This is a genomic window from Nocardia sp. NPDC058114 (genome assembly GCF_042884695.1).
GTDB lineage: Bacteria > Actinomycetota > Actinomycetes > Mycobacteriales > Mycobacteriaceae > Nocardia.
The window spans coordinates 583,507-604,095 of the sequence record NZ_JBHVTK010000004.1 but is presented as its reverse complement, the minus strand read 5'-3'; the positions used below and the strand labels follow the sequence as shown (position 1 = coordinate 604,095).

Below are 20,589 nucleotides of genomic sequence, written 5' to 3'. Positions count from 1 at the left end.
CCCGGCCACCGGCCGGGTCACCACGACCGGGACCCGGCCCCCTCCACCAGGTCCCGGTCATCCGCGGTTCAGCACCCGCCGCCGCCACCACAGCCGCCCCCGCCGCCGCACCCACTCCCGCCACCACAACTACCCCCGCTGCCACCATCACCGCTGCCTCCGTCGGTCCCGGCGAACCCGGCACCGGCACTCCCCGCGGCAAGCCATCCCGACCTGCGCGCAGCGCCACCGGTGCCCCGCTTCGGCCGCAGCACGATCCGGGTGACGCCCATGACGAAGAACACCAGCGAGCCGAACAGGATCGCCGCCGTGAACATCCATCCGTATGCCGCGGAGATCAGCCCGACAATCAGCAGCACCAGCGCCCCGGCCATGTACTCCCTGCTCCCCCGCAGGTCAGAACGCGTAGCTGCCATCGGAAACCTCCTGCGAATGTCGAACGCGTGGTGCGACCGGGTATGTCTGGACCGACCGTAATCGCTGGTCCTTGCAATTCGCTTTCAGGCAGCCCGACGCGGCAACCAGTCCTCAGTCGCCACCGCCGTAGGTCGAGCTCAGCGAGTCCGCGTCGTCGATCCCTCGTCGACCGGCCTTGCCGCCGGTATCGATCCGCAGACGCTGGTATTTCGACCGCAAGCGGCGCGAATTCCGGAAACTCAGCACACCGCCGATCGTCAGCAGTGTCACCGCGAAGCCCAGCAGGCCGAGGCCGGCCAGCGGCGAATGGCCGGCGGCGATCAGCCCGACCAGAGCTACCAGAATTCCCGCAGCGTAGAGCATGAAGATTGTCCGTTCAGATATCAGCAGCTACTTCCGCCGCCGCCGCAACTACTGCTACTTCCCCCACCGCAGCTACTTCCCCCACCGCAACTGCTGCTACTGCCGCCGCCGCAACTGCTGCCGCTGCTGGATCCGGAGTCGCTGCTCGCCGACCAGGCGCTGCCGCTGGACCAGCTGCTGTCCGTGGAGCTCCAGCCACTCGAGCCCGAGCGCCGTGCCCGCGAGTGGGTGCGCGCCCGCTGTAGATTCGCGGCCCGCTGCGCGCGCCTGGTCCTGTCGGCCGGGGTATCGGTCGCCCGAATGATCATCCCGATGATCACCACCGGACCTCCGATGACCAGAACGGCAAATACCGCGACTACGACGATCGCGAGCAACGTGGCGATCACATCGATGAAGTTCATGGGGACCCCCTACCTGGATCGGTATGTCGAGGCCGACCGTAACCGCGCGTTCTTGCAATCCCCTTGCGTCCGACCAACGGTGAGAACGCCCGGTCAGCAGCCCCCGCCGCCGCCTCCCCCACCACAACCGCCGCCGCCTCCGCCGCCGCAACTGCTTCCGCTACTACCGCTGTCGCCGGAGCCGTACGTGCCCGCAGCAGCGGCTCCGCCCGCGGCCCAACCCCGATCGCGGCGGCCGCCGGAGTGCGTCTGTCGTTGTCCGGACGCGCGGTTGAGCTGGACACAACCGGTCGCGATGAAGCCCACCGAGACCAAGATGACCAGCACACCGAGCACCGGTTCGAATGCGCCGATGAACAATCCGACGAAGAACAGTGCCAGTCCGAGCCCGAATACCTTCATGATTCCCCCCAGATCAGTTGTTACTACGTTGTACCCGAACGCTTTCCGTGCAAAACGATGTCGCAGCAGCGACCGTCAATCACCACTGGTCGACGAATAGTCACCGCTCGACGAATCACTGCGGCCACCTCCACTCGACCACGCCGACCGTCTCCGGCTCGTCGCACGCCGCACCTGCCCCGACGTCGCACGCCGACGCGCCCGACGAACCGCGGCCGCGTCGCGTTCGGTTCTGGCTTCCGGTGTGGCACCGAGCATGACGAGCCCGAACAGCACCAGCACGATCGTGGTCGCCAGCAGCACTGCTCCGATACCACCGCCGAGCAACAGCCCGACTACAGCGACGATGAACGCCACGACAAAGACCATGGTTCCTCCCCCGAGATGAGCGCCGCCGCAGACCGGCGACACCGAATTACCTAGGCCACGATTCCCACCACGCCGAGCCCTCCGACAAGAGGACGAGAACAGTGGCGGCGACATTGCTGAGACGCACGAGCCCTACCTTCGGTATGTCGAGGCCGACCGTAACCGCGCGTCCTTGCAATCCCCTTGTGGTTCAACCACTGACGAGGGTGCGGTCAGCGATCATTCGCCGCCGCCACCCCCACAGCCACCGCCTCCGCAGCCACCGCTACAACCGCCGCCGCCGTGCCCGCCGCTGCCGCTGTTTCCCCCACCGCCGCCGTGCGACTGCCCGCCGCCGTCACCGAACCAGCTGACCCCGCCCGCGGTCGACCCCGCGGCCCACCACCGCTTCGACTTCCGAGAACCTCCGGGATCGCGAAAGGCGAGAACGCCACCGACCACCACAGCGACCGCCCCGACGACAATCAGCACGATCCCCGCGGTCGCCGAATAGCCGGTAGTGATCGCCCCGATCAGCGCAAGAACAAGCCCAGCCCCAACAACCTTCACAATTCCCCCCGATCAAGGTCCTGCCTCCTGTTGTACCGGAACGCAGGACCCTGCCGCTAGAGGGTTAGTTGGCGGGGGCGCAGGTGTCGCGGAGGGAGCAGCCGCCGCAGGAGGAGCCGCAGCCGCCGACGGGGGCGGGCGGGAGGAGGGGTTCTACTGTGCGGGCGGCGGCGTTGGCGCCTGCGCCGAGGGTGAAGATGGCGATGACCGCGACGAGTGCGGCTACGCCGACGCTCGCGAGACCACCGGCGACCAGCACGACCAGTCCGCCGGCGAACAGCAGAGCACCCGCGCCGACGGAGGTGGGGGCGGCGATGCGGTTGGCGATGCGGAAATTGTCGTCACTGTGCAGCGCGGCTTCGGTGGTGACACCGAGGAAGCGGTTGCGGGGCAGTTTGCCGAGCAGTCCGAGCACGCCGGTCACAATCGCGACCGCGGCCAGCGCGAACAACAGGAGAGCGACGACGACCATTCATGCAGGCTAGCGCACCCGTACGAATGGCTGATCAAGAGCTCCCCGGCAGGGTGACGGCCCACACAATTCCTACGACGTTCTACGCTGTTCCAGCGTGTCCGAGAATCACGGTGGTGATTCCTGGCACCGTCCTTCTCGGACGTCCTCGCTTACGCGGCCGATGCCGGGTCAGTGTCGATTTCCGCTTCTTCCGGGCTGGTTTCACCGACACCAGAGTGTCGGCCAGAGCCTTCCCGTCCACGGACATTGATAACCGGGGCTCGCGCTTCGGGCTCCCGAGCCTGGAGTTGTCTTTCGCCCCAGGCGGCGAGATTGACCGCGGCGTTGAGATCGCGATCAAGACTGTGCTTGCAATCGGTGCAGGTAAAAACCCGCTGGGCCAGCGACAATGCCGCTACACGAGATCCACAGCCCGAGCAGGTCTTACTGGAGGCAAACCACCGGTCGGCGATCAATACCTGCCCGCCGTACCACTGTTGCTTGTATTGGACTTGGCGGGCGAACTCACCCCATCCAGCGTCACTGATCGCACGTGCGAGGTGGCGATTGCGACGCATCCCGTCGATGTTCAGGTTCTCCAACACAATTCGGTCGTGGGTTTTGACCAGATCATGTGACACCTGATGCAGCGCGTGGACGCGCGTATTGCGGACACGGCGATGATGCTGCGCAAGGCACGCGACAGCTTTTCGACGGCGGTGTGATCCTTTCACCCGGCGATTCACATCCCGAGCCAGCTGCCGCTGCTTTCGGGTCCCGGCTGCAAGGCGAGCGGGCCGGCCGACAACCCGCGCCACCTCGCTGCCGTCGGCCGTAGCCGCGACGATCAATGCCGACAAACCCCGGTCGACCCCGACCCAACCACCAGCATCGTTCTGGCCACGAGCCGGATGCTTGAATCCGACGTGCCGGTCGCAGGCTTCGACAGTCAGTGAGACCGACCACCGGCCGACCTTCTCGACGAGGGTCGCGGACACGATCTTCGCCCGGTTCTTCGCAAGCATTCGCCGCAATGGCCTGGTGTCCTCGGATACCCCGACTACCCCGATCCCGGGCAACCGCACCGACCGCGGTGTGGTGTCCGCACCGACTCGGATCGGAGGCCGAGTGCCGCTGGCGTACTTGTTGCGCAGACGAAACGATCGCTTCCCGGACTTCTTCTTGAACCGAGGAAAACCGACCTTGTTGCCGGTACCGGACTGGGCCGTCGCCCATGCGGCCAGGCCATGGCCGAGGTCTACTGCGGCTTCCTCGAACACTTGCTGGCAAACCGCCGTTCGCCAGGTCAATCCTATTTCTACAACCTCGGCTGTACCGGCCGTATCCACTGCGATCATCCGTCCTGCCCGCTCAGACCGCTTGAACGTATTGAACGCGTTGATCTGGTCGAATCCTGACCACGGGACTTTCACAGCCGGATCTCGACTGCGCTTGTCCATGCCTGTTTTCACCCCGGCCAGGCAATGGTTGTACGCAAACCGCGCAGCGCCGGCATGCCGCGACAGGACCGATCGCTGCTCGACCGTCGGTTCGAGGCGATATCGGAACGTCGTGTGGCGTGCCATTCGCCGGAGTCTGCCAGGACGTACCGACAATAACTGCTCCGATACTCTGTTAGACGATGTTTACCGGGGATCGGCGAGAACAAGAAGGCAGGACCGTGCAGGACACTCGTGCAACCGAGACTGACGTACCTCAGCACCGGTACAACGCCGAGCTGGCTGGGCGGATCGAACGCCGCTGGCAGCAGAACTGGACCGAGCGCGGCACCTTCAACGCGCCCAACCCGGTCGGGCCGCTCGCCGGGGAGACGCCGGCCGACAAGCTGTTCATCCAGGACATGTTCCCGTTCCCCTCGGGCGCGGGCCTGCACGTCGGCCACCCGCTGGGCTATATCGCCACCGACGTCTTCGGCCGCTACCACCGCATGCGTGGGCGCAACGTGCTGCACGCGCTCGGCTACGACGCCTTCGGTCTGCCCGCCGAGCAGTACGCGGTACAGACCGGCGCGCACCCGCGGGTGACCACCGAGGCCAACATCGCGACCATGCAGCGTCAGCTGGACCGGCTGGGCCTCGGCCACGACCCGCGGCGTTCGTTCGCCACCACCGACCCCGAGTACTACCGGTGGACGCAGTGGATCTTCCTGCGCATCTACAACGCCTGGTACGACCAGGAAGCCGGTCGGGCCCGGCCGATCGCGGAGCTGGAAGAGCAGTTCGCCACCGGCGCTCGTCCGGTCCCCGAAGGTGACTGGAACACTATGTCGGCCGCTGAGCGAGGCGCGCTGATCGACTCGTACCGCCTGGTGTACCAATCGGATTCGATCGTCAACTGGTGCCCGGGACTCGGCACCGTGCTGTCGAACGAAGAGGTCACCACCGACGGGCGCAGCGAGCGCGGGAACTTCCCCGTGTTCCGTAAGCGCATGTGGCAGTGGATGATGCGCATCACCGCCTACTCCGACCGTCTGGTCGACGACCTGGATACCCTGGACTGGCCGGACAATGTGAAGTCCATGCAGCGCAACTGGATCGGGCGCTCGCGTGGCGCCCAGGTGCGGTTCGACGCCGACGGCGAGACCATCGAGGTGTTCACCACTCGCCCCGACACCCTGTTCGGCGCGACGTACGTGGTGCTGGCCCCCGAGCACGAGCTGGTCGACAAACTGACCGCCGCCGCCTGGCCCGCCGATACGGATGCCCGCTGGACCAACGACAGCGCCACCCCCGCGGAAGCCGTTGCCGCATACCGCAAGTCGATCGCGGCGAAGTCGGATCTGGAACGTCAGGAGAACAAGGAGAAGACCGGCGTCTTCCTCGGCTCCTACGCCACCAACCCGGCCGACGGCTCGCAGGTGCCGATCTTCATCGCCGACTACGTGCTGAGCGGCTACGGCACCGGCGCCATCATGGCGGTGCCCGGCCACGACAGCCGTGACTGGGATTTCGCGACAGCGCTGAACCTGCCGATCATCGAGGTGATCGACGGTGGGAACGTCGCCGAAGCGGTCCATTCCGGCGAGGGCAAGCTGGTGAATTCCGGCTTCCTGAACGGGCTTTCGGTCGACGAGGCCAAGGCGACGATGATCGGCCACCTCGAAGCCGAGGGTCACGGCACCGGCACCGTCCAGTACAAGCTGCGCGACTGGCTGTTCGCCCGTCAGCGGTACTGGGGCGAGCCGTTCCCGATCGTCTACGACGCCGACGGCGTGGCTCACGCGCTGCCGGAATCCATGCTGCCCGTGGAACTTCCGGAGATGGAAGATTTCGCGCCGGTCACCTTCGACGCCGACGACGCCGACTCCGAGCCGTCCCCGCCGCTGGCCAAGGCCACCGATTGGGTGAACGTGGAGCTGGATCTGGGCGACGGGCCCAAGCAGTACCGCCGCGACACCAATGTGATGCCCAACTGGGCCGGATCGTCGTGGTACCAGCTGCGCTACGCCGACCCGACCAACGCCGAGACGTTCTGCGCCGAGGAGAACGAGAAGTACTGGCTCGGCCCGCGCACGGGTGAGCACGGCCCGAACGATCCGGGCGGTGTCGACCTGTACGTCGGCGGGGTGGAGCACGCGGTGCTGCACCTGCTGTACGCGCGGTTCTGGCAGAAAGTGCTCTTCGACCTGGGCGATGTGTCGGGCAGCGAGCCCTACCGCCGCCTGTACAACCAGGGTTACGTGCAGGGTTACGCGTACACCGACGAGCGCGGTGCGTATGTGCCCGCCGCCGAGGTCGTCGAACGTGACGCGAAGTTCTTCTGGACCGGGGCCGACGGCGTCGAGATCGAGGTCTCCCAGGAGTACGGCAAGATCGGCAAGTCGCTGAAGAACGCCATCTCGCCCGACGAGATGTGCGACCTCTACGGCGCCGATACCTTCCGCTTCTACGAGATGTCGATGGGTCCGCTCGACACCTCGCGCCCGTGGGCGACCAAGGACGTCGTCGGCGCGCACCGCTTCCTGCAGCGCGTCTGGCGCCTGGTGGTCGACGAGGAAACCGGCACGGTGAAGGCCACCGACGCCGCACCCTCGGATGAAACCCTGCGCCTGGTGCACCGCACCATCGCCGGCGTCGACGAGGACCTGGCCGCGCTGCGCGACAACACCGCGGGCGCCAAGCTGATCGAGCTGACCAACCATCTCACCAAGAACTACCCCACCGGCGCCCCCCGCGCCGCCGTGGAACCCCTGGTGCTGATGCTCGCTCCGCTGGCTCCCCACATCGCCGAGGAACTGTGGGAACGCCTGGGCCACACCACCTCCCTGGCCCACGGCCCCTTCCCCGCCGCCGACCCCGCACTGCTGGTGGCGGACTCGGTGGAATACCCGATCCAGGTGAAGGGCAAGGTCCGCAGCCGAATCCAGGTCCCCGCCGACGCCGACCCCGCGTCGATCGAGGCCGCCGCCCTGGCCGACGAGAAGGTCATCGCCCTGCTCGACGGTCAGGCGCCCCGCAAGATCATCGTGGTGCCGGGAAAGATGGTCAACATCGTGCCGTAGCCGCCTCCCCGGGTCTGTCGGCCAGACCCGGGTACGGGGAGAGTTGGGGACGCGGCAAGCTTTGTGAGGTGGGCGGGTCAGCTCGTGCCCGGTGAGTTACCCATGTTCTTGCGAGATCAGCTTCGTACTTCCAGGACGTCGTTCAGCGTGACCAGCGCCAGGTTGCGTGACCTGATGATGTCGACCAGCTGGCCGTAGCAGTGGGTGACCGGTGGGAAGTTGGCGTGGCCGATGACGATCGACTGGGCGGCGAAGTATTTGTGCGCGCACTCGATCAGGTATTCCTCGGTGATGAGACCCGAGTCGGACAGGGAGCCGTACCACATGGCGGGGACGGTGTAGCCGAGGTCGGCGGCCACTTTGTCGACGGTGGCGTTGTGGTATCCGAACGGCGGTCGATAATACGGGGTACCGTCGACGCCGAAGTTGTTGCGCAGGAACGTTTTCGTGCGACCGAGCTGGTCGGCCACCTCGGTGTTGCTGATCTTGGTCAGGGCGGCGTGGTCCCAGGTGTGGTTGCCGAGCTGGATCTGGCCCGATTCCACCAGCGGGCGCAGCGCGTCGCGGTGGATGGTCCAGGAGTCGTAGTAGCCGGTGACGAAGAAGGTGAAGCGGGCGCCGGTGTCCTTCGCCCATTTCACGTACGCGCCGACGACTTCGGCACTCGCGCCGTCGTCGACCGTCAGTGCCATGGTGAGCCCCTGGCCGGGCAGCGCGGTGATGGGCTTCGGGGGAATGATCGACTTCGGCCCGCCCGGCGGGGGCGGGAGCAGGGGCTGGACGGGGGTCGGGGCGGGCGGCGGCGTGGGGATCTCGCCGCCGGAACCCGCCGCGACGGTCTCGCCCTCGGCGGTCGCGCAGCCGGTCAGCGCCACGGCGGTACCCGCGGCCAACATCGCCAGCATTCGACGTCTATCCACTTACCGAACCCCTACTCGAACCGGGTGCACCTCGCCACGAGCCAGGGCACGATCAAATCAGCGGCACGGTACCCACCGAATCCATCGAGCGCCTGAACCAGCGGATACCTCTGTGCGAATTCCAGCGCCGACCCCCTGGACGCAGCTATCGGCGACCATACCGAATCGCCCCGTCGCGGTCAGCGCGGCCGCAACACGATCTCGGTCGGATGCCCGTCCCGTGGGGTGTCGACGGCCGTTCGCACGGCACCGGCCACCGTTTCGGCGGTGAGGAACTCCTCCGGCCGGTACTCGCGACCCTCGTCGGCGACGATCGCCCGCTGCATATCGGTGTCGATGCGACCGGGGAACAGCGAGGTCACCCGCAGCGAGGGTTCCTCCTGACGCAGAGCGTCGGCGAAGGCCCGCAACCCGAACTTGCCGGCCGCATAGGAGCCCCAGCCGGGATGCGCGCGCAATCCCGCGCCCGAATTGATGAGCACCACGTGCCCGTTCGCGGCACGCAGTGCGGGCAGCAACACCCTTGTCAGCTCGGCAACCGCGATCAGGTTGACCTCGAGGGTTTCGCGCCACTGCTCGACCGAGGACTCGGCGACCGTTCCGAGGTCGGCGATACCCGCGTTGTGCACGAGGACGTCGAGTCGCGAGATCTGCTCGGCGGCCGCGGCCACCGCGGGGTAGTCGGTGAGCGCGACCGGCCAGCCCGTCGCCTCGGGCAGCTCGGTGAGAATCGGCTTCAGCGCGTCGGCGGTTCTGGCACCGAGCAGCAGGTCGTGGGTGGGCGCGAGTTCGCGGGCGATCGCGGCACCGAGTCCACGGCTCGCGCCGGTGATGAGAGCGGTCTGGGCGGGAGTACTGGTCACCGTCATACATCCCACGCTAGCGGGCACGGAGATCTCGACACCCTGGCCGTTTCCGCGCGCGGATGACAGCGACGACTAGTACCGTCGGACTATGACCGATCCCCGGTACAACTACGGACCAGCGGACCCGCAGTACCCCCAGCACCAGGGCCAGCCCCAGTACGGCCAGGGCCAGCCCCAGTATCCGCAGGGCGAACCGGAGCCCAAGGTCAATGTGGGCAAGCTGTGGGCAGGCGGTATCGGCACGGCCGTCGTGGCCGCGTTGCTGGTGGTCGTCGCGATCATGCTGATCCGCGGTGTGCTCGGCATCGCGATCCTCTCGCCCGAGGGCGCGGGTGCGTACGGCACCGTCTCCACCACCTCCTACGCCATCGCCGCCGCGGGCGCCGCGCTGCTGGCGACAGCACTGTTGATGGTGCTCTTGCTGGCGATGCCGAGCCCGCTCACCTTCTTCACCTGGATCTGCCTGCTCCTGACGGCCGTCGCGGTGATTCTGCCGTTCACGCTGGTCGCCGACCTGGACGCCAAGATCGCGACCGCGGCGATCAACCTGCTGGTCGGGCTGTGCATCACCACCATGCTCAGCTCGGTCGGGTCGGCGGCGCAGAACGGGTCGCGTCAAGCCGGGTACTGATCGTCACAGTGCCGTCGAGATGCCACCGGGCCTGCTCCACCGCAGAATAGATAGATGACCGACCCAGGTTTCACCTCGACGCAGCTCGCGGCCCGCGCCGCCTACCTCCTGCGGGGCAACGACCTGGGCACGATGACCAGCGCCGCGCCCCGCCTCTACCCGCACATGTGGAGCTGGGACGCGGCGTTCGTGGCGGTGGGGCTGGCGCCGTTGAGCGTGGAGCGGGCGGTGGTCGAGCTCGACACGCTGCTGTCGGCGCAGTGGAAGAACGGGATGATCCCGCACATCGTGTTCGCCAACGGTGTCGACGGATACTTTCCCGGGCCCGCGCGGTGGGAATGTCGCAAGCTGGCCAGCAACGCCCCCGACGGCCCCGATACCTCCGGCATCACCCAGCCACCGGTGCACGCCATCGCCGTGCAGCGCATCCTCGATCATTCCCGCAGGCACGGCCGCTCCACCCGCGCGGTCGCCGAGGAATTCCTGAACCGCCGCTGGCCTGATCTGGTGCGCTGGCACCGCTGGCTCGCGCATGCCCGCGACCCGAAGGAAACCGGGCGGATCACGCTGTATCACGGCTGGGAATCCGGCATGGACAACTCGCCGCGCTGGGACCGCGCGTACGCCAATGTTGTTCCGGGGACGGATCTTCCGCCGTACCGGCGGGCGGACACCTCGATCATCTCCGACCCCACCCAGCGGCCGAGCGACCGTGAGTACGACCGCTACCTGTGGCTGGTCGAGCAGATGCGGCGCGCGAACTACGACGATTTCCAGCTCACCTCGGTGATGAGTTTCGCCGTGGAGGACGTGTTCGTGTCGGCGATCTTCGCACTGGCCTGCGAGGTGCTCGCCGATATCGGCGAGGAGTACAAACAACCGCACGCCGACGTCCGCGAACTGCACGGCTGGGCCGACCGTTTCCGCAAGGGCGTGGTCGCCACCACCGACGAACGGACCGGCGCCGCAAAGGACTACGACGTCCGCCTGCAACGCTGGATCAGTACCGAGACCCTCGCCATGTTCGCCCCGCTGATCTCGGGTGGCCTGCCCCGCCACGCCGAGCGCGCCCTCCTCAACACCTTCGAGGGCCCACGCTTCTGTGGCCACCCCGACCTGCGCTACGCCCTGCCACCGTCCACCTCGCCGGTCGCTAAGGACTTCCGCTCCCGCGAATACTGGCGCGGCCCCGTCTGGCCGGTGATGAGCTGGCTGTTCTCCTGGGCCTTCGCCCGCCGTGGCTGGGCGGAGCGCTCCTACATGCTCCGCGCCGAAGGCCTGCGCCAGGCCAGTGACGGCAGCTTCGCCGAGTACTACGAGCCGTTCACCGGCGCTCCACTGGGGAGTATGCAGCAATCCTGGACTGCCGCTTCGGTGCTCGATTGGCTCGGCTAGTTCTCCGCGATGTCGGTGTGCCATTCGACGGTGATGCCGAGTTCGCGCGCGAGAGTCGACGCCAGTCCCTCCGGGTCGCCGCCGTTGATGGTGGCGCCGCGCAGGGCGGTGATGCCGTAGATGCCGGTGAGGTCGCAGTCTTCGAAGCGCAGGTTCTGCTGGATGCGGGCACCGGCGAAACGGGCTCCGACGAGGTTGCAGCGTTCGAAGCGGACGTTGCGGAACTCGGCGCTCTGGAAGTCGGCTTGACGTAGATCGCAGTCCCGGAGCACCACTGTGCGCAGGCGGGATTGGGCGAAGGAGGACAGGTCGGCGCGCGTGGAGTCGATCAGGACGTCGCGGAGAACACCTGCGGTCCACGACAATCCGGTGAGACGACCGTGCTCGATCAGGGATTCGATCATCGAGGAGTCATCGGCCTGAACGTTGGCCAGATCGCAGACCCGCAGCGTGGATTCGGCGATGGTGCTGTGGCGCAGGGTGCTCGGAAACCGAACGCTGTCGAACAGGCAGGCCTCGACGCTCATGCCGGAGACGTGACGCTCGGCGAAATCCGCGTCGCGATATTCGACGTCGGTGACGGTCAGTTCGTCGATCGGATCGTCGCCGGGCGAGACCGCGGGTCGCAGCGCCCCCGGCTTCGCCACCGCCGGTTCGAACCGCACCTCACGCTTGCGCGCCATGCCACCACTCCCTGTCAGCCGATGTCCGCACCAAGATACGGGCACGGGCCGACAGGCTTTCGGTAACTTTTCACAGACACACACCAACACCACTGGTCACACAGGCAACAAGTCACTACGGTCGACGGCCATGGACACCAAGCGCTGGAGTTCGACGGTTCGTGGTTGTGTTGCGCTCATCGCCCTGGTCTGCGCACTTCCCGCTACCGCGCAGGCGGAGCCCAGCGGGCCGGATGTGTCGTCCTGGCAGCATGTGGACGGCCGGATGATCGACTGGCACGCGGTGCGCGCGGCCGGACACCAGTTCGCGATGGTGAAGGCCACCGAGGGCCTGCACTACATCAATCCGTTCTTCGTGCAGGACAGCATTCTCATGCGGACCGCCGGGGTGGCGCGCGGGACGTACCACTTCGCGCGACCCGAGCTGCCGCCCGAACCGCAGGCCGCGATGTACGCGGCGACGGTCCTCGGCCAGAACGGGCCCCTCGACCTGCCCCCGGTGCTCGACCTGGAAACCTCGGGTGGCCTGGCTTCCGCCGCGCTCATCGACTGGACCCACCGCTACCTCAACGCGCTGCAAACCCTCACCGGCCGCACGCCCATCATCTACACCTATCCGCACTTCTGGAAGACCGCGATGGCCGACACCAGCGCCTTCACCCGGTACCCGCTCTGGATCGCCGACTACAGCGGCAACGACCAGCCCGAGGTCCCCGGCAACTGGCCCGCCTGGACCTTCTGGCAAACCACCGACCGCGGCACCGTCCCCGGCATCCACGGCGGCACCGACGTCAACATCTACAGCGGCGCGCAAGGCGACCTCGCCCGCTTCGCCAACATGTCGGGAATGTTCGGCAGCAGCTGAGGACAGACATGACAAAACCGCCACTCGCCCAGCCGAGTAGCGGTTTCGTCAGCGGATCGGGAGCCGGCTAGACGCCGATTCGTCCGCCGTTCTTCTTCCAGACGACCGCCACGGCGGGACGCGGCTGGGAGGTGCCGCCGTCGGGCCAGTGGGACTGTGGGTTGTCGGGGGTGGCGTCGTCGGCCTCGCCGGGGTGCTGGACCGACACGATGACGTGGGATTCGGTGACGATCGGACCGCAGGTCTCAGCGCCCTTGGGCACGGTGAGGAACTGCTTGGTCTCACCGCGGTTGGGGCCGTCGAGAATCACCGAGAACAGGCCGTCGTTGGTCTTGAGGGCGTTGCCGTCGGTGGAGATCCACAGGTTGCCGTACGGGTCGAAGGCCAGGTTGTCCGGGCAGGAGATCGGGCTGACCTTGGTCTTGTCGAAGCCGGCGAAGTAGGTGTCGGCGGCGGCGGGGTCACCGCAGACCAGCAGCAGCGACCAGGTGAAGTCGGTGCCGGTGTGGTTGTCGGTGAGCTCGAGGACCTGGCCGTTCTTGTTCAGCTTGCGCGGGTTGGCCTCGTCGACGCCCGGCTTGTCGTCCTTGGCGCGGTTGTCGTTGTTGGTCAGCGCCACGTAGACCTTGCCGGTGAACGGGTTGGCCTCGAAGTCCTCGGGGCGGTCCATCTTGGTGGCGCCGACCTTGTCGGCGGCCAGGCGGGTGAACACCGCCACCTCGGCGGCGGACATGCCGTCGACCAGGGACCTGCCCTTACCGTCGTCGCCGGTCTCGAGCAGCGGAATCCACTGACCCTTGCCGGTGAAGCCCTTGTCGGAGGGGACCGTTCCGCTGCCGTCGATCTTGTCGGCGTGGTCGCCGGTGAGCTTGGCGACGTAGAGGGTGCCCGCGTCGAGGATGGTCAGGTTGTGCCGCATCGCGGAAGCGCCGGTGCCGGACTGCATCTTGCGTGAGGAGATGAACTTGTACATGTAGTCGAACTTCTCGTCGTCGCCGGTGTAGGAGACGACATCACCGGAGTCGGTGACGTAGATCGACGCGCCCTCGTGCTTGAGGCGACCCATCGCGGAGTGCTTGATCGGCGTGGCGGCGGCGTCCCACGGGTTGACCTCGACGACATAGCCGAAACGGTTGGCCTCGTTGGGTTCCTGGCTCAGATCGAAGCGCTTGTCGGTGCGCTCCCACTGGTTCGGCGTGCCGCCCTTGGGGAAGCCGTAGCGCTTGACGCGCCCCTGCGGGTCGGAGGCCTTGTCGCCGTTGGCGAAGTAGCCGTTGAAGTTCTCCTCGCCGGAAAGCACTGTGCCCCACGGGGTCACGCCACCGGCGCAGTTGGCGAAGGTGCCGAGGACCTTCTTGCCCGAGGGGTCGGCACCGGTGACGGTGAACGCGCTGCCCGCGGCGGGGCCGGTGAGCAGGAACTCGGTGTCGGCGGTGATGCGGCGGTTGTACTTGCCGAAAACCGGGGTGAGCTTGCCCGAGCCCGCTTCGCCCTTGACCTCGACCACGGCCATGCCGTGGGCGGCCTTGGTGATCGCGATCTGCTCGTCGGTCGGGGCGTCTTTGTTGTACCCGCGGAACATCATCGGACCGGTGGTGTACTCGTGGTTGACCACGAGCAGGTAGCTGTTGGCCTGGCCCTCGATCGGCATCAGCGCGGCGAAGTCGTTGTTGTAGCCGAACTGCTTCAGCTGCGCCGCGGCGGTCTGCTTGTCGAAGTCGAACGCGGGGGCGTCGGCGAAGAGGGGGTCACCCCAGCGGATGACGACCTGCTGGTCGTAGCCCTCCGGAATGGTCAGCGCGTCTTCCTTGTTCGGCGCCACCGCGGTGAACGCCGTTCCGGTGCCGGGGGTTCCGGCCGGAGTCGGGGCCGGGGTCTTCGCGGCCTCGGAGTCGTCACCACAGGCGGCCAGCGCACTCGCGGCGCCGACGGCCAGCACCGCGGCCGCGCCGCCCTTGATCAGGCCACGGCGGTTGAGGCCGCTGACGATGTCACCGAAGTAGGCACCCTCGGAGGTGTTCGGGGGCTCGTGAAAGCAGGCGTTGCCGCACTTGTATTCACAGGTCAGGGCGGCGCGTGCCGACTGACCGTCGTGCTTGACGAACAGGGCGAGCGGTTTCGGACTCACGGTGACTCCTGAGTAGAACGGACTCCGGGCACCGTAAGCAGCCCAAGCGAGCCATCGGGAACGCGTAGATGAACGGACGACCAAAACTCGGCGCGCGCTGTGACCGATCACGGATGGATCAGCCACGGCGCGCGCCGAGTGCGCGGGAGTTGTCATCAGGCGTTGACCGGAAGGGAGATCACCACTTCCTGCTCGTTGCCCGGAAGATAGTGCACCTGCACGATCCGGCCCACCTGCACGTGCCCGACCGCGGTGGGCGGCAGGTACTTCTCGGCGCGGGTCTCGAAGGTGGTGCCGTCCGGGCGGGTGACCACCAGACCGAGCGCGATCTCGGTGTAGCCGCCGCGGATGCGGCCGGGGACGTCCAGGCTGCGGACCACGGCCTGGGCGGCCAGCCCGCGTTCGGCGATGTCGAGCTTGCCGCGGGTGGTGATGCCCTTGCGGATGAGTGATTCGTTCATCGCGCGCTGGGCGGCGCCGTTGTCGCCGGAGCGGTCGACCTCGACCTTGTCGGTGCGGCCGGGCAGATACCGGACCGGCAGGACGACGCCCGGCTGCAGCAGGGCCAGTTCGGTGAGCGGCACGATCATCTTGGCGTGCGAGTCGAAGACCTTTCCGTCGGACCCCTCGACCCGGAAAGCGATCTTGACCTGCGGTTGGTCGTTCACCGAGACGCCGGTCTGCCGGAACGAGGTAATGGTGCCGATACCGACCGCGCCGTCGCGGAACTCGCTGCTGTTGCGGCCGGTGAAGGCTTCGAGGATGCCGTCGCCGGTGAAGGCGAAGACGATCGGGACGATGGTGAGCGCGATGATCGGCAGGGCCATCTGGGGACCGACCCAGCCGAGCATCGCGCCGGTGTATTCGTCGGGGGTGTAGGTGAGGCCGTAGAAGAGGTAGTAGCCGATGGCGAGGATTCCGAAGGCGACCGCGGCCGCACGCAGCTTGGATTTCATGATTTCTCCTTGAATGGATGCGACCGGGTCGCGAAGGGTCAGGCGCCGACGATGGTGGAGCAGGCGAAGGTGATGTCGAACTTCGCCGTCGACGGGCCCGCGAGCGGGTTGGTCATGTCGGCGCTGATGCCCTCGCCGGTGATGCGGTAGGTGTTGCCGTCCTTGGCCAGGGTCGCGGAACCGCCGGGCTGGCCGTTGCCGTAGCCGACGGCGTAGGGCAGGCCGTTGGCGCCGCCCTGGCTACCGCCGATGGCGACCGCCTGGACCTTGTCGCCTTCGACCGACGCGCTGACCGAGAGGCTGCCGTAGGTGGCGTTGGCCGTGTCGGTGAGCGCCAGGGCGAGGGTGCCCCCCTGCTTGGCACAGGTGGTGTCGAATTTCGCGGTGAATTCCTTGCCGTCGACAGTGGCGGTGGACTTGCCCGCGGCCGGGGCCGGAGCGGCCGATCCGGCGGTGCTCGGGGAGGCGGTGCCGGCATCGTCGCTGCAACCGGTGACGAACAGCGCGGTGGCGGCGGCGGAAGCGGCGAGGGCGGCGATCAGCTTGGTGTTCATGGTGGTTTCCGTTTCTCTCGGTGTGACCGGGCTGGTAACCCGTTGAGAGAAAGGTAGAAATCTTTACCCGCCTACCGATCCCAACTTTCGCGCTCGGCAACCGCCGCACCAGCCGCCGAAAATACCTATAACCTGGTCGGATGCGGAGACCGCGCGCCATGGTGCTCGATGAGGTGTGGCGAGGGCTCGACGGAGTCGACGCGCTGAGCGGGGCCGACGGCGGACCGTTGCGGCGGACGGTGAAGTTGATTCTCGATCCGCTGGTGCTGCGGCCGATGCAGCATCCCGGGCTGTCGTCGAGCATGCTCGACGAGGACGGGATCGCGCTGCTCACGGCACTGCTGCACGCGCAGTCCGATGCGCTGCGGGCGTGTGCGGCGTGGTTCGTCGTCCTGAAGCAGGTGCGGCGCAGGCTGCGGATCACCGAGGGCAACGCCCAGGATCTGTACTTCCAGCGCTGCTTCGAGCTGGCGACTGTGGACGGTGCGCCGGGCGACCGCGCGCACGCGAGGGCCGAGGCGACGCTGCGCGAAGTCCACGACAGCACCGGCGGGCGCACCACCGCCGCACTGAAACACCATGTCACCGACCCGGCTCGCGCGGCCGAACTGGCGCAACTGCTGGACATCGCCTGGGCACGCCGCCCGCTCGCCCCTTACGGCGCAAGGGATCTGGCGGCCGAACTGACCGAGCTGCTCGAAGCCTGCACGCTCGCCCGTTCGGGAGATCCGGCCGATGCGGGGCCGCTGTTCGACGACATCGTCGACAGCGGTGCCGGCACCCGGCGCGGGATCGCCCTGTGGCTCGCGCATCCCGACGCGGGCGCGGACGACCTGGGGCTCACCAGCTGTGCCAGCCCACAGCGCCCCGAGCTCGGCGCGTCCGCGTCGACCGCGAGTCTCGGTCTGCCCTTCGACCGGACCGTGTACGAGCGGGTCTTCACGGTGTTGCAGGGCAGCATCGATCGGACCGACCTCCCCGAGATTGCGGAGCTGGTCACGCGGGAGATCTCGCGCAGTTGTTCGCCATGGGGACTGCTCGACGAATCGCTGCGGGTCGCCGCGGCGGCGGGTACCGAACTGGCGCTGGGTCTCTCCCCGTTCGGTGCCCCGGCGGCGGTCCACCCGGCTCCTTCGTCGCGTGCGCACGACGTGGTCAACGGTCGCTGGCGGCGGGAAGGGTATGTGCTGCAGGCGCGTCGGTACGCGGTGCACGCGGTCGACGGGCAGACGGGACCGCTCGCGGCGGTGGCCGCCGAGTTGCACGCGCCGTGGCGGCCGTATTCGCGCAGGTTGTGGGTGCGTTTGCACGGTCGGGATGTGCGCGAGCTGCCGGTGTTCGATCCCGGTGAGCTGTGGGATCTGCTCGACGGTGTCGCCCGGTCGGTGATCCTGGACCACCGCACCCGGGTGAAACAGGCGCTGACCGCCGACACCGTGGCCGATGTGGAAGCGAGGGCCAGCTGATGACAGTCGTCCACCTGCGCCGTGCGGAGCCGGGCTTGCTCGTGATCGCTCCGGAGCGGACGCCACTGGTCACCGATGCCGCGCCAGGGCTCGATGTGCTGATTCTCGAGGTCGTGGGCGGGCATCTGAGCTGGAGCCTGTTCGACGACGAATCGGTGCCCGCCGCGGTACTCGATGACGTCGATGCCGCACAGGATTGGGTGTGGGCGGTGTACGGCGAAGAGGTCGCCTCGGCGCTCGCGGACAACCGGCCCGCGGCGCTGACAGCCGCGCCCGCTCGACGCGCGCCGGCGGCGGCCCTGCGGCGACTCGCCTACGCGCACTGGGCGAGCCGGTGGTGGCCCGCGTCGACCATCGACGGCATTCCCGCCCTGGATCCACGGCTGCTGGTCGAGGAAATCGGAATGCTCACCGCGCAATGCGAGATGGCGGTCGACGGCGATGACGGCGAGCACGGCACGGAGCGCGACGCCGGCTCGGGGAATCGCGGGTCGGGCACGCAGGAAGACTTCGGGTTATCCGACTCCACCGACGAGCGACGGCCGCTGGGCGAGTCGACAGGATCACGGGGCCGCGCGCAGGACTACGCCTTGGCGGCCGGCGGCGCCGACTCCTCCGATGGGCTGATCGTGGCGCGCGGCAGTGGTGGCTGGGACTGGCGACGGTGCCCGCCCGGCATTCTCGACGCGGGCGAGCACGCCGTGTCGTGGCAGGTGTCCCGCGCGGCCGGGGTATCGACGGTGCGGGTCAGCGTGGTCGCCGCGCCGGATTGCCGGCGACTCGTCCCCGAACACCTTCGGCCGCACGCGCGGGTTCGAGTGCGGCTGCCCGCCGACACCGAGCACGACCGACCGGGACCCGATGTCGAGATGCCCTTGCACCTGCGGGGCGATGCCTGGACCGGCTCGGCGCGAATCCCCGGCACACCGGAAAGCTTGCCGGAGATCACCGTTTTCGTGCCCGGTGTCGGTCCTGCCGATCCGCCGCAAGACGAGTCGGCCGCCCGGGAGCGGATCCGCCGATTCGCCCGCGCCCGGCTCACCGAACACACCGGCGACCAGCGCCTGAGCGCCGAAACAGCGGCCGCCGAAACAGACGAGGACTTCTGATGGCGGCCACGGGCAGGACATCCGATCGCGACGACGCCCAGCTCACCGCGGGGTACGCGGCCTATCAGCGTGGCGATGTGGTCGCGGCACTGGAGATCTTCGAGCGGGCGGCCGACGGTGCGGCGCCGCGATTGCGCAGCGCCGCGCTGATCAACGCCGCGAGTATGGCCGACGAGCTCGGCGAGCATCGGCGCTCGGTGGTGCTGTTCCGAACGGCATTGGCGGAAATGCCCGACGATGCCGCACATCAGCGACCTGCGGCATTGGTGAATCTGTCGCAGGCCTTCCAGCATCTGGGCGAGTTCGATGCCGCGCAGGATGTGCTCGAGCAGGCGCGTGTGCTGCTCGCCGACAGCACCGATCAGGGGCTGCTGCGGGTGGCGTGCCTGCTGTCGCTGACGGCGGTCGCGCTGCACCGGCAGCAGTGGGCGCGCGCCGGTGAGCTGGCGGTCGAATCTCTCGGTGTGACCGAGCGTTTCGCGCCGGAGCTGGCCGGTCACCCGCTGATGAACCTGGCGGCCTGTTCCTTCGAGACCGGTCGCTGGGAACTGGCTATCGACTTCGCTCGGCAGGGGGTAGCCGCCTTCGCCGCGGCGGGCGAGGCCGCCTCGGTCGCGGAGTCGCAGCAGAATCTGGCCACGATGCTGGTGCGGGCCGGGCATTTCGACGAGGCCGAGGAGCCATTGCTGGCCAGTCAGGAGTTCTTCGAGGCCGGTGAACTGGGCCACTGGTCCGGGATCGGGTCGAAGACGATGGGTTTTCTCGCCGAACGCCGCGATGACTTCGCTACGGCGCGTGCGTATTACGAACGGGCACTAGATCGGTTCGACTCCACCGGCGCGGTGGTGGACGCGGCGGACGTGCGGCTGCGCCTGGCCACCGTCGCCTGTGCGGAAGGCGATCTCGCTGCCGCCGAGCAGCTACTGGACACCTCGTTCGCGGCCTACGCCGCCCAGGGACTCGGGATGCACTGCGCCCAGCTCGACTACTGGCACGCCGAACTCCTCCACGCCTCGATCGAGCAAGCGGCACAACCGGATCCGGATCTGGTGGCCCGCGCGGTGTCCCTGGCGGTCCCCGCCGCCCTCGCCATCGACGCCGTCCGCCACACCCTCCCCAACGGCAACCAGCGTGAACACTGGCACCGCACCGTCGCCGAACCCGCCATGCGCGTTGCCTTCCGATGCGCCGCGCTCGCCGGAAACGGTCAACTGGTGAGCGATCTGATCGAGACACAGTGTGCTGGGACGACTCTCGATACCACCGCGTACTCCGACGTCACGGCGCCTACCCTCGAATTCCAGCTGTTCGATCCCGAGCCCGCCGAGCAGATCACCACACCGGCCCTGCAACTCGGCGCCGCGCTCGCCGATGTCGCCGCCGCCGCGGGCATCCCCGTCGCGCCACCACCCCGGCTGACCGACCGCGGCCGCATCGTCTTGGCGGACTTCATCTCCCACGCCGAGCAGCGCTACGGACGCCCCGTCCGCGACAGCCGGGTGATCGCGCTGTGAACGAGCCGGCAACGGGAACGCC

The 20,589-nt window shown here is 67.8% G+C and carries 19 protein-coding genes; 7 read left to right on the top strand and 12 right to left on the bottom strand.

Features of this window, described 5'->3' with window-relative positions:
- Nucleotides 1-68 precede the first annotated feature (68 nt).
- The 6 genes from ACFVVI_RS18845 to ACFVVI_RS18820 form a co-directional block, all read right to left on the bottom strand.
- Complete coding sequence (locus ACFVVI_RS18845; RefSeq protein ID WP_387446115.1) at nt 69-416, bottom strand: hypothetical protein; 348 nt, start codon at nt 414-416, stop codon at nt 69-71.
- A 112-nt stretch (nt 417-528) separates the two neighbouring features.
- The gene (locus ACFVVI_RS18840) at nt 529-780 is read right to left on the bottom strand and encodes a hypothetical protein (RefSeq protein ID WP_387446114.1); all 252 of its coding nucleotides are present in this window, start codon (nt 778-780) and stop codon (nt 529-531) included.
- Nucleotides 781-1,277: 497 nt separating this feature from the next.
- Complete coding sequence (locus tag ACFVVI_RS18835; protein WP_387446113.1) at nt 1,278-1,586, bottom strand: hypothetical protein; 309 nt, start codon at nt 1,584-1,586, stop codon at nt 1,278-1,280.
- Nucleotides 1,587-1,661: 75 nt separating this feature from the next.
- Complete coding sequence (locus ACFVVI_RS18830) at nt 1,662-1,955, bottom strand: hypothetical protein (RefSeq protein ID WP_378989232.1); 294 nt, start codon at nt 1,953-1,955, stop codon at nt 1,662-1,664.
- A 613-nt stretch (nt 1,956-2,568) separates the two neighbouring features.
- A complete protein-coding gene (locus ACFVVI_RS18825) occupies nt 2,569-2,976 on the bottom strand; it encodes an SdpI family protein (RefSeq protein ID WP_378989233.1) in 408 nt (135 codons plus the stop codon).
- Nucleotides 2,977-3,128: 152 nt separating this feature from the next.
- Nucleotides 3,129-4,544, bottom strand: coding sequence for an RNA-guided endonuclease InsQ/TnpB family protein (locus tag ACFVVI_RS18820; RefSeq protein ID WP_387446112.1), 1,416 nt, complete (start codon nt 4,542-4,544; stop codon nt 3,129-3,131).
- A 95-nt stretch (nt 4,545-4,639) separates the two neighbouring features.
- On the opposite strand from ACFVVI_RS18820, the gene leuS reads away from it, so the two are divergent.
- Nucleotides 4,640-7,480 carry a leucine--tRNA ligase gene (leuS, locus tag ACFVVI_RS18815; protein ID WP_387446111.1) on the top strand — a complete coding sequence of 947 codons (2,841 nt, stop codon included), beginning with the start codon at nt 4,640-4,642 and terminating at the stop codon, nt 7,478-7,480.
- A 116-nt stretch (nt 7,481-7,596) separates the two neighbouring features.
- Here leuS and ACFVVI_RS18810 read toward each other — a convergent pair whose 3' ends face one another.
- Nucleotides 7,597-8,385, bottom strand: coding sequence for a polysaccharide deacetylase family protein (locus ACFVVI_RS18810; RefSeq protein ID WP_387446180.1), 789 nt, complete (start codon nt 8,383-8,385; stop codon nt 7,597-7,599).
- Nucleotides 8,386-8,579: 194 nt separating this feature from the next.
- Complete coding sequence (locus ACFVVI_RS18805; RefSeq protein WP_387446110.1) at nt 8,580-9,269, bottom strand: SDR family oxidoreductase; 690 nt, start codon at nt 9,267-9,269, stop codon at nt 8,580-8,582.
- 85 nt (nt 9,270-9,354) lie between these two features.
- Between ACFVVI_RS18805 and ACFVVI_RS18800 the strand changes: the two genes are divergently transcribed.
- Together ACFVVI_RS18800 and ACFVVI_RS18795 are read left to right on the top strand one after the other, a co-directional pair.
- Entirely contained in the window at nt 9,355-9,897 is a 543-nt protein-coding gene (locus ACFVVI_RS18800; RefSeq protein WP_379318613.1) for a DUF6069 family protein, read from the top strand.
- Nucleotides 9,898-9,951: 54 nt separating this feature from the next.
- Nucleotides 9,952-11,292, top strand: a complete 1,341-nt coding sequence (locus tag ACFVVI_RS18795) for a glycogen debranching protein (RefSeq protein ID WP_378989237.1) — start codon at nt 9,952-9,954, stop codon at nt 11,290-11,292.
- On the opposite strand, the gene ACFVVI_RS18790 is transcribed toward ACFVVI_RS18795, so the two are convergent.
- On the bottom strand, nt 11,289-11,975 hold the full coding sequence (locus ACFVVI_RS18790; RefSeq protein ID WP_387446109.1) for a pentapeptide repeat-containing protein: 687 nt from the start codon (nt 11,973-11,975) through the stop codon (nt 11,289-11,291). The two genes, ACFVVI_RS18795 and ACFVVI_RS18790, sit on opposite strands and share 4 nt — an antisense overlap.
- A 130-nt stretch (nt 11,976-12,105) precedes the next feature.
- Here ACFVVI_RS18790 and ACFVVI_RS18785 point away from each other — a divergent pair, with 130 nt between their 5' ends.
- Nucleotides 12,106-12,840 (top strand): glycoside hydrolase family 25 protein, encoded by a 735-nt coding sequence (locus ACFVVI_RS18785; RefSeq protein ID WP_387446108.1) that lies wholly within the window; start codon nt 12,106-12,108, stop codon nt 12,838-12,840.
- 67 nt (nt 12,841-12,907) lie between these two features.
- On the opposite strand, the gene ACFVVI_RS18780 is transcribed toward ACFVVI_RS18785, so the two are convergent.
- The 3 genes from ACFVVI_RS18780 to ACFVVI_RS18770 form a co-directional block, all read right to left on the bottom strand.
- Nucleotides 12,908-14,968 (bottom strand): PhoX family protein, encoded by a 2,061-nt coding sequence (locus tag ACFVVI_RS18780; protein WP_387446107.1) that lies wholly within the window; start codon nt 14,966-14,968, stop codon nt 12,908-12,910.
- Nucleotides 14,969-15,123: 155 nt separating this feature from the next.
- Nucleotides 15,124-15,924, bottom strand: coding sequence for a hypothetical protein (locus ACFVVI_RS18775; RefSeq protein WP_378989241.1), 801 nt, complete (start codon nt 15,922-15,924; stop codon nt 15,124-15,126).
- A 38-nt stretch (nt 15,925-15,962) separates the two neighbouring features.
- Nucleotides 15,963-16,478, bottom strand: a complete 516-nt coding sequence (locus ACFVVI_RS18770) for a lipoprotein LpqH (protein ID WP_379315771.1) — start codon at nt 16,476-16,478, stop codon at nt 15,963-15,965.
- A gap of 158 nt (nt 16,479-16,636) precedes the next feature.
- Between ACFVVI_RS18770 and ACFVVI_RS18765 the strand changes: the two genes are divergently transcribed.
- From ACFVVI_RS18765 to ACFVVI_RS18755, 3 genes are read left to right on the top strand one after another with little or no spacing between them, the layout of a single operon-like run.
- Nucleotides 16,637-17,944, top strand: a complete 1,308-nt coding sequence (locus ACFVVI_RS18765; protein WP_387446179.1) for a hypothetical protein — start codon at nt 16,637-16,639, stop codon at nt 17,942-17,944.
- Nucleotides 17,944-19,053: a hypothetical protein gene (locus ACFVVI_RS18760; protein WP_387446106.1), complete on the top strand. Its 1,110-nt coding sequence runs from the start codon at nt 17,944-17,946 to the stop codon at nt 19,051-19,053. Before ACFVVI_RS18765 ends, ACFVVI_RS18760 begins: the two co-directional genes overlap by 1 nt.
- Complete coding sequence (locus ACFVVI_RS18755; RefSeq protein ID WP_387446105.1) at nt 19,053-20,567, top strand: tetratricopeptide repeat protein; 1,515 nt, start codon at nt 19,053-19,055, stop codon at nt 20,565-20,567. The genes ACFVVI_RS18760 and ACFVVI_RS18755 overlap by 1 nt, the downstream gene beginning before the upstream one ends.
- The last annotated feature ends 22 nt before the right edge of the window (nt 20,568-20,589 follow it).

Coding starts and splice junctions, on each gene's coding strand:
- ACFVVI_RS18845 (WP_387446115.1), bottom strand. CDS start 416: ATGGCAGCTACGCGTTCTGACCTGCGGGGGAGCAGGGAGTACATGGCC.
- ACFVVI_RS18840 (WP_387446114.1), bottom strand. CDS start 780: ATGCTCTACGCTGCGGGAATTCTGGTAGCTCTGGTCGGGCTGATCGCC.
- ACFVVI_RS18835 (WP_387446113.1), bottom strand. CDS start 1,586: ATGAAGGTATTCGGGCTCGGACTGGCACTGTTCTTCGTCGGATTGTTC.
- ACFVVI_RS18830 (WP_378989232.1), bottom strand. CDS start 1,955: ATGGTCTTTGTCGTGGCGTTCATCGTCGCTGTAGTCGGGCTGTTGCTC.
- ACFVVI_RS18825 (WP_378989233.1), bottom strand. CDS start 2,976: ATGGTCGTCGTCGCTCTCCTGTTGTTCGCGCTGGCCGCGGTCGCGATT.
- ACFVVI_RS18820 (WP_387446112.1), bottom strand. CDS start 4,544: ATGGCACGCCACACGACGTTCCGATATCGCCTCGAACCGACGGTCGAG.
- ACFVVI_RS18810 (WP_387446180.1), bottom strand. CDS start 8,385: ATGCTGGCGATGTTGGCCGCGGGTACCGCCGTGGCGCTGACCGGCTGC.
- ACFVVI_RS18805 (WP_387446110.1), bottom strand. CDS start 9,269: ATGACGGTGACCAGTACTCCCGCCCAGACCGCTCTCATCACCGGCGCG.
- ACFVVI_RS18800 (WP_379318613.1), top strand. CDS start 9,355: ATGACCGATCCCCGGTACAACTACGGACCAGCGGACCCGCAGTACCCC.
- ACFVVI_RS18795 (WP_378989237.1), top strand. CDS start 9,952: ATGACCGACCCAGGTTTCACCTCGACGCAGCTCGCGGCCCGCGCCGCC.
- ACFVVI_RS18790 (WP_387446109.1), bottom strand. CDS start 11,975: ATGGCGCGCAAGCGTGAGGTGCGGTTCGAACCGGCGGTGGCGAAGCCG.
- ACFVVI_RS18785 (WP_387446108.1), top strand. CDS start 12,106: ATGGACACCAAGCGCTGGAGTTCGACGGTTCGTGGTTGTGTTGCGCTC.
- ACFVVI_RS18775 (WP_378989241.1), bottom strand. CDS start 15,924: ATGAAATCCAAGCTGCGTGCGGCCGCGGTCGCCTTCGGAATCCTCGCC.
- ACFVVI_RS18770 (WP_379315771.1), bottom strand. CDS start 16,478: ATGAACACCAAGCTGATCGCCGCCCTCGCCGCTTCCGCCGCCGCCACC.
- ACFVVI_RS18765 (WP_387446179.1), top strand. CDS start 16,637: ATGGTGCTCGATGAGGTGTGGCGAGGGCTCGACGGAGTCGACGCGCTG.
- ACFVVI_RS18760 (WP_387446106.1), top strand. CDS start 17,944: ATGACAGTCGTCCACCTGCGCCGTGCGGAGCCGGGCTTGCTCGTGATC.
- ACFVVI_RS18755 (WP_387446105.1), top strand. CDS start 19,053: ATGGCGGCCACGGGCAGGACATCCGATCGCGACGACGCCCAGCTCACC.